The sequence below is a fragment of the Azohydromonas australica DSM 1124 genome, assembly GCF_000430725.1.
Classification (GTDB): domain Bacteria; phylum Pseudomonadota; class Gammaproteobacteria; order Burkholderiales; family Burkholderiaceae_C; genus Azohydromonas; species Azohydromonas australica.
Window position 1 is genome coordinate 70,163 of record NZ_AUMO01000056.1, and the last position, 6,780, is coordinate 76,942.

The 6,780-nt window shown below is 69.3% G+C and carries 5 protein-coding genes and 1 rRNA gene; 4 read left to right on the forward strand and 2 right to left on the reverse strand.

Annotated features, from left to right (window positions below):
* The 4 genes from H537_RS0110410 (at position 1) to fusA (ending at position 5,399) form a co-directional block, all read left to right on the forward strand.
* A complete protein-coding gene (locus H537_RS0110410) occupies positions 1 to 876 on the forward strand; it encodes an endonuclease/exonuclease/phosphatase family protein (protein ID WP_064735944.1) in 876 nt (291 codons plus the stop codon).
* Entirely contained in the window at positions 873 to 2,120 is a 1,248-nt protein-coding gene (gene clsB / locus H537_RS42220) for a cardiolipin synthase ClsB (protein ID WP_051242336.1), read from the forward strand. Before H537_RS0110410 ends, clsB begins: the two co-directional genes overlap by 4 nt.
* A gap of 11 nt (positions 2,121 to 2,131) precedes the next feature.
* Positions 2,132 to 3,121 (forward strand): lysylphosphatidylglycerol synthase domain-containing protein, encoded by a 990-nt coding sequence (locus H537_RS0110420; protein WP_238446650.1) that lies wholly within the window; start codon positions 2,132 to 2,134, stop codon positions 3,119 to 3,121.
* Between the two features lie 229 nt (positions 3,122 to 3,350).
* On the forward strand, positions 3,351 to 5,399 hold the full coding sequence (gene fusA, locus H537_RS0110425) for an elongation factor G (protein WP_028997874.1): 2,049 nt from the start codon (positions 3,351 to 3,353) through the stop codon (positions 5,397 to 5,399).
* Here the strand turns inward: fusA and H537_RS42225 are convergent, their stop codons facing one another.
* Positions 5,400 to 6,347, reverse strand: a complete 948-nt coding sequence (locus tag H537_RS42225) for an esterase/lipase family protein (RefSeq protein WP_064735943.1) — start codon at positions 6,345 to 6,347, stop codon at positions 5,400 to 5,402.
* Positions 6,348 to 6,489: 142 nt separating this feature from the next.
* Positions 6,490 to 6,602: ribosomal RNA gene (gene rrf / locus H537_RS0110435) — 5S ribosomal RNA — on the reverse strand.
* Positions 6,603 to 6,780: the final 178 nt, after the last annotated feature.

Below are 6,780 nucleotides of genomic sequence, written 5' to 3' on the forward strand. Positions count from 1 at the left end.
ATGCGACTGCCGGTCCCGCTGCGCCACGACGAGGTCTCTCCCGACGGCGCCGAGCACCACCTGCGCGTGCTGACGCTGAACCTGCACAAGGGCTTCACGGTCATGAACCGCCGCTACGTGCTCGCCGAGATTCGCGAGGCGGTGCGCGCCACCGGCGCCGACGTGGTGTTCCTGCAGGAAGTGGCCGGCGCGGCCTCGCACCGCCACGACCTGCGGCCCGTGCGGACCCTGGCCGGCCGGGTCGGGCGTCGCACCGCCTCGGCGGCGACCACCACGATCGGCGGCACCGGGCAATCGCTGGCGCGCATGCCGCAGTACGAGTTCCTGGCCGACACGATCTGGCACCAGCACGCCTACGGGCGCAACGCGGTGTCGCCGGCCGGGCACCACGGCAACGCGCTGCTGTCGAAGCTGCCGATCCTGCGCCACCGCAACGTGGACGTGAGCCTGGACATCGACGGCGTCGAGAAGCGTGGCCTGCTGCACTGCGAGCTAGAGCTGCCCAACTCGGAATACCCGCTGCACGCCATCTGCGTGCACCTCGGGCTGCGCGAGTCGCAGCGCCAGCGCCAGATCGACCTGCTGGGCGAACTGCTGCGCGACGAGGTGCCGGCCCAGGCGCCGCTGGTGATCGCCGGCGATTTCAATGACTGGCGGCTGTGCGCGCACGAGCGGCTGCAGCGCGAGCTCAAGCTGCAGGAAGTCCACGCGCATGCGCATGGGCGCGCGCCGCGCACCTTCCCGGCGCGGCACCCGGTGCTGCGGCTGGACCGCATCTACGTGCGCAACCTGCGCCATGTGCCGATCGGACTGCCCAAGCGGCCGTGGTCGCACCTGTCGGACCATGCGCCGCTGGCGGCGGAGGTGATGCTGTGAAACTGACCTGGAGCGCGGGCAACCGCATCGAACTGCTGGAAAACGGCGAGGAGTACTACCCGCGCGTGTTCGAGGCCATCTCCCGGGCCCGGCGCGAGGTGGTGATCGAAACCTTCATCCTGTTCGACGACCCGGTCGGGCGCCAGCTGCACGCGGTGCTGCTGGACGTCGCGCGCCGCGGCGTGCAGGTGGACCTGACGGTGGACGGCTACGGCTCGCCGGACCTCTCCGAGGAGTTCATCGGCGCGCTCACCGACGCCGGCGTGCGGCTGCACGTGTACGACCCGCGGCCACGGCTGCTGGGGCTGCGCTACAACCTCGTGCGCCGAATGCACCGCAAGATCGTGGTAATCGACGGCGAGCTGGCCTTCATCGGCGGCATCAACTTCTCCGAGGACCACCTGCTCTCCAGCGGCCCCGAGTCCAAGCAGGACTACGCGGTGCAGATCCAGGGGCCGGTGGTGCAGCAGCTCCACGGCTTCGTGCACGAGGTGCTGGCGCCGGTGCGCAGCGCCCTGCTGGGCTGGGTGCGGCACGGCTTCCGGCGCCAGGCCAAGGTGCAGCCGCCGCCGCTGCCCACGGCGGGCACGGCGCACGCGGCGCTGGTGACGCGCGACAACGAGCGCCACCCCAACGACATCGAGCGCTGCTACCGCATGGCGATCCGCACGGCCAAGCGCGAGATCGTGATCGCCAACGCCTACTTCTTCCCCGGCTACCGGCTGCTGCGCGAGCTGCGCCGCGCCGCGCGCCGCGGGGTGGCGGTGCACCTGATCCTGCAGGGCGAGCCCGACATGGCCATCGCGCGCATCGGCGCGCGCATGCTCTACCACTCGCTGGTGAAGGACGGCGTGCACGTGCATGAGTACTGCCGGCGCCCGCTGCACGGCAAGGTGGCGGTGGTGGACGGCCAGTGGGCCACCGTGGGCTCCAGCAACCTGGATCCCCTGAGCCTGTCGCTCAACCTCGAAGCCAACGTGCTGATCCGCGACCAGGGCTTCGCCGCGGAGCTGCGCCAGCGGCTGCAGCGGCTGATGGACAACGAGTGCCGCGAAATGAGCCGCGAGGCGCTGCCCAAGCGCACGATGTGGCGCTACGTCACCAGCGCACTGGCCTTCCACCTGCTGCGCCACTTCCCGAGCTGGGCCGGCGTGCTGCCGCGCGACGGCAAGTTCATCCGCTCCTTCATCGGGCGGCGCCACGTGGACGTGCATCCCGAGGCGGCGCGGCAGGCCGAGCGCTGAAGGAGATGACGGTGGCCCGCCACGCGCCGCCGGCCCACCCGCTGGCCCATGCCTGGGCTCGCGTGCGCCGGCCGCTGCTGGTGCTGGCGCTGCTGGCGCTGCTGGGCTTCATCGCCTGGCGCGCGCGCAGCCTGGACTGGGCCGCCGCCTGGGCCGCGCTGCTGGACTACCGCCCCGGCACGCTGCTGCTGGCGGCGCTGGCGGCGGCGGCGGCGCATGCGCTCTACACCGGATACGACCTGCTCGGCCGCTACTACAGCGGCCACCACCTGCCGCCAGCCCGGGTGGCAGCCACCGCCTTCGTCAGCTTTGCCGCCAACCTGAACCTGGGCTCGATGGTGGGCGGCGTGGCCTTGCGGCTGCGCCTGTACGCGCGCCAGGGCCTGCCGATGGCGACCATCGTGCGCGTATGGGGCTTGAGCCTGCTGACCAACTGGATCGGCTACGCGGCGCTGGCCGGCACGGTGTTCCTCAGCGGCTGGGTGGAGCTGCCGCCGGATGCGCCGCTGAGCAGCCACGCGCTGCGCCTGATCGGCCTGGGCTTGGTGAGCGCGGTGGTGCTGTACCTGGCGGCCTGCCGCTGGTCGCGGCGGCGCCTGTGGACGCTGCGCGGCCACCGGCTGGAGCTGCCGCACGCCGGCTTGGCGCTGGCGCAGGTGGTGCTGTCGGCGCTGCACTGGGCCCTTGTGGCCTGTGTGCTGTACGTGCTGCTGCACGGGCGCGTGGGCTACCCCACGGTGCTGGGCGCCCTGATGACGACCAGCATGGCCGTGATCGCGCTGCGCGTGCCCGGGGGCCTGGGCGTGCTGGAGGCGGTGTTCATGGCGCTGCTGGCAGGTTTGCAGCCCGAGGCGCAGCTGCTGGCGGCACTGCTGGCGTACCGGGCGCTGTTCTACCTGCTGCCACTGGCGGCAGCGCTGCTGGTCTACCTGGGCCTGGAGACACGGCTGCGCCGCACGAGGCCGGCCACTGCCCCACGCATGGCCAGGCCGCAGGCCTGAGCGGTTGCCCTTGCTGAGCTTTCAGTCAAGGGCGCAACTTCGCTTGCGCCGCTGAAACACCTCTGCGGCGCGGCGATGCATGGGCATTGATGGGGCGCAAACGCGCGCCCGCACGCACCACGACATGGCGCAAGGCGCGTGCCTTGTGCGCCCTGGAGCGATCCCGTACCCTGGATTTCCACCACCTCAGCAGCGCTGAGCCCCGGGCCCGGCGCACAAGGAGACCGCCATGTCGAGCCCATCTTCTTCCGTCGCTGCCATCCGCACCCTGGCCCTCGTGGGCGCGGCGGCCTCCGGCAAGACCACCTTGGCCGAGACGCTGCTGCACCACGCCGGCGCGATCAGCGCTGCGGGCAGCCTGGAGCGCGGCAGCATGGTCAGTGACTTCGACCCGCTGGAGCGCCGCATGCAGCACTCGCTGAACTCGGCGCTCATGCACCTGGACCACCAGGGCACGCGGATCCACTTCATCGACACGCCGGGCGCGCCGGACTTCGTCGGCCAGTCGCTGCCGGCGCTGGAAGCGGTGGAAACCGCGGCGGTGGTGATCAACGCCGCCACCGGCATCGAGCCCATGACGGTGCGCATGATGGAGTACGCGGCGCAGCGCCGGCTGGACCGCATGCTCATCATCAACAAGATCGACGCCCAGGGCGTGGACCTGCCCGCGCTGCTGGCGCAAATCCAGGAAACCTTCGGCCGCGAATGCCTGCCGCTGAACCTGCCGGCCGAGGGCGGCGCACGGGTGGTGGACTGCTTCTTCAACCGCGAGGGCCAGACCGACTTCGGCGCCGTGGAAGACGCGCACCGCGCGCTGGTGGAACAGGTGGTGGAGGTGGATGGCGACTTCGTCGAGCGCTACCTCAACGACGGCGACGTGGACGCGAGCGAGCTGCACGCGCCGCTGGAGCAGGCGCTGCGCGAGGGGCATCTGATTCCGGTGTGCTTTGTCTCCTCGCGCACCGGCGCCGGCCTGGCGCAATTGCTGGACGTGATCGTGAAGCTGCTGCCGCACCCCGGCGAAGGCAACCCGCCGGCTTTCCTCAAGGGCGAGGGCGACGCGGCGCAGCCGCTGCAGGCTCAGCCCGATCCGTCGCTGCACGTGCTGGCGCATGTGTTCAAGGTCACGGTGGACCCCTACGTCGGGAAGATGGGCATCTTCCGCGTGCACCAGGGCACGTTGACCCGGGACAGCTTGCTCTACATCGGCGACGGCCGCAAACCCTTCAAGGTCAACCACCTCTTCATGCTGCAGGGCAAGGAGCACGTGGAGGTGAACAAGGCGCTGCCGGGCGACCTGTGCGCGGTGGCCAAGGTGGACGAGCTGCACTTCGACGCCGTGCTGCACGACGCGGCGGAGGACGACCACATCCACCTGCAGCCGCTGGACTTCCCGGTGCCGGTGCACGGGCTGGCGATCGAGCCCAAGCGCCACGGCGACGAGCAGCGGCTATGGGAAATTCTCACCAAGCTGCTGGACGAGGATCCGTGCCTGAAGGTGGAGCACGTGCCCACCACCAACGAGACCATCGTCTACGGCCTGGGCGAGCTGCACCTGCGCGTGCTGCTGGAGCGGCTGCGCGAGGTCTACAAGTTCGAGGTGCAGACGCGGCCACCACGCATCGCCTACCGCGAGACCGTCACCGCCGCGGCCGAGGGCCACCACCGGCACAAGAAGCAGACCGGCGGCGCGGGCCAGTTCGGCGAGGTGATGCTGCGCGTGGAGCCGCTGCCGCGGGGCGCGGGCTTCGAGTTCGTGGACCAAGTCAAGGGCGGCGCGATTCCCGGGCAGTTCATCCCCGCCGTCGAGAAGGGCGTGCGCGAAGTGCTGGCCTCGGGCGCCATCGCCGGCTACCCGGTGGTGGACGTGCGCGTGGTGGTGCTCGACGGCAAGAGCCACAGCGTGGACAGCAAGGAAATCGCCTTCGTCACCGCGGGGCGCAAGGCGTTCATGGCGGCGATCCGGGAGGCGCGGCCGATCGTGCTGGAGCCGATCGTGAACGTGGAGATCCTGGCACCGGACAGCGCAATGGGCGACATCACCGGCGACCTCTCCTCGCGCCGCGGCCAGGTCAGCGGCACGCAGAACGGTGCCGTCGGCACGATGCTGGTGCGCGGGCAGGTGCCGCTGTCCGAGCTGAGCAACTACCAGTCGCGCCTGAACGCCATGACCAGCGGCCAAGGCCGCTACACACTGGCGCTGTCGCATTACGACCCCGTACCGCCCAACACCCAGCAGCAGCTGGTGGGCCAGTTCAAGGTGCGCGAGGAGGAGTAATCAGTGTGAGGAGGCCGTGCCGGTGCGCCGCGCATCGGTATCGGCCGGCGGTGCTGCGCTTGCGTAGCCCAGCACCGCCTCTAAAAGCGCCGGCGCGTCCAGCAGGTCCACATGCGCCCAGCCGCGCAGCAGCCGGTTGTCTGCTCCCGGCAGCGCGGCGACCGAGGGCGGAAACACCAGGTTGTCGCAGTCGCTGAAATAGCAGGTGAAGGGCACGCCGCGCGGAGTGGCGGCCTCGTCCCGGGCCAGTGCCTGCAGCCAGGGACTATCAAGCTGCAGCTGGCGCGCGTTGGGGCTCAAGCCAAAGCGAGCGAGCCAGGTGCCGCGGTGCGGGGAGCCGACGGTGATCACGCGCTGCACCAGGGCCGGATCACCCCTCTGCCGCAACCAAGCGCGCACGGCCAGGCCGCCCATGCTGTGCGCGACGATCAGCACCGGCTGACCCGTTGCGGCATGCAGCCGCCGCACGGCTGTATCGATGGCGGGTGCCCAGGTATCGATGAGGCCAAAAGGCGGTTCCACGCTGGGTGCCACTACCGGGATACCCCGCTCGCGCAGCGCACGCAGCCAGGAGTTCCACAGGCCCCGGTTGCACACCAAGCCATGCACCAAGAGCACGCCGCGCTGGGCACTCGCTAGAGGCAGGAAATCGGGCTCGCTGCGGTGCCTGAAAGCCTGCTGCACGCAGAACACGCGCAAGCCGGTGACGCATTCCACCAGCCAGGCCCGCCACAGCGACCGGGCCGACGCGGGCGCTAGAGGATCGTGCCGGCTGACGTGGTGATGGAAAAGCAGTTCCAGCCCCAGCACCAGGGCATGCAGGCTGAGCAGGAACAGTGCGCCCAACCATGCGGCCCGTGGCCGACCGGCGTGCAAGTTGAAAATCAACCAGCCCAGCGCGGCAGCCATCCAGGCACCGGTGATGAGCTGAAGCAGGCGGGCGATCATGGGCTATGCAGCGGAGCTGTCTTTCTCAAGGTGCCACGGCCTATTTTCTGCCTGGAAATCATGCTGGTTTCCAGCCACCAGCGGAATCCCAAAAGCAAAACGCCCCGACCATATTCTGGTCGGGGCGTTTGCTGGGATATTAGCCTGACGATGTCCTACTTTCACACGGGAATCCGCACTATCATCGGCGCTGAGGTGTTTCACGGTCCTGTTCGGGATGGGAAGGGGTGGGACCACCTCGCTATGGTCATCAGGCTTGAACTTTTTGCCCAACTGCTGCGTTCAGCAATTGAGCCAATTCACAGAGTCTTGTCAGCTTTATTGATTGCGTCGCCGTCTCGGGGCAACAACTTCAAATTCTCGCCTTTGACTGCTTCGTCAAAGTTATAGGGTCAAGCCTCACGGGCAATTAGTACTGGTCAGCTTAACGCGT

Coding starts and splice junctions, on each gene's coding strand:
- H537_RS0110410 (WP_064735944.1), top strand. CDS start 1: ATGCGACTGCCGGTCCCGCTGCGCCACGACGAGGTCTCTCCCGACGGC.
- fusA (WP_028997874.1), top strand. CDS start 3,351: ATGTCGAGCCCATCTTCTTCCGTCGCTGCCATCCGCACCCTGGCCCTC.
- H537_RS42225 (WP_064735943.1), bottom strand. CDS start 6,347: ATGATCGCCCGCCTGCTTCAGCTCATCACCGGTGCCTGGATGGCTGCC.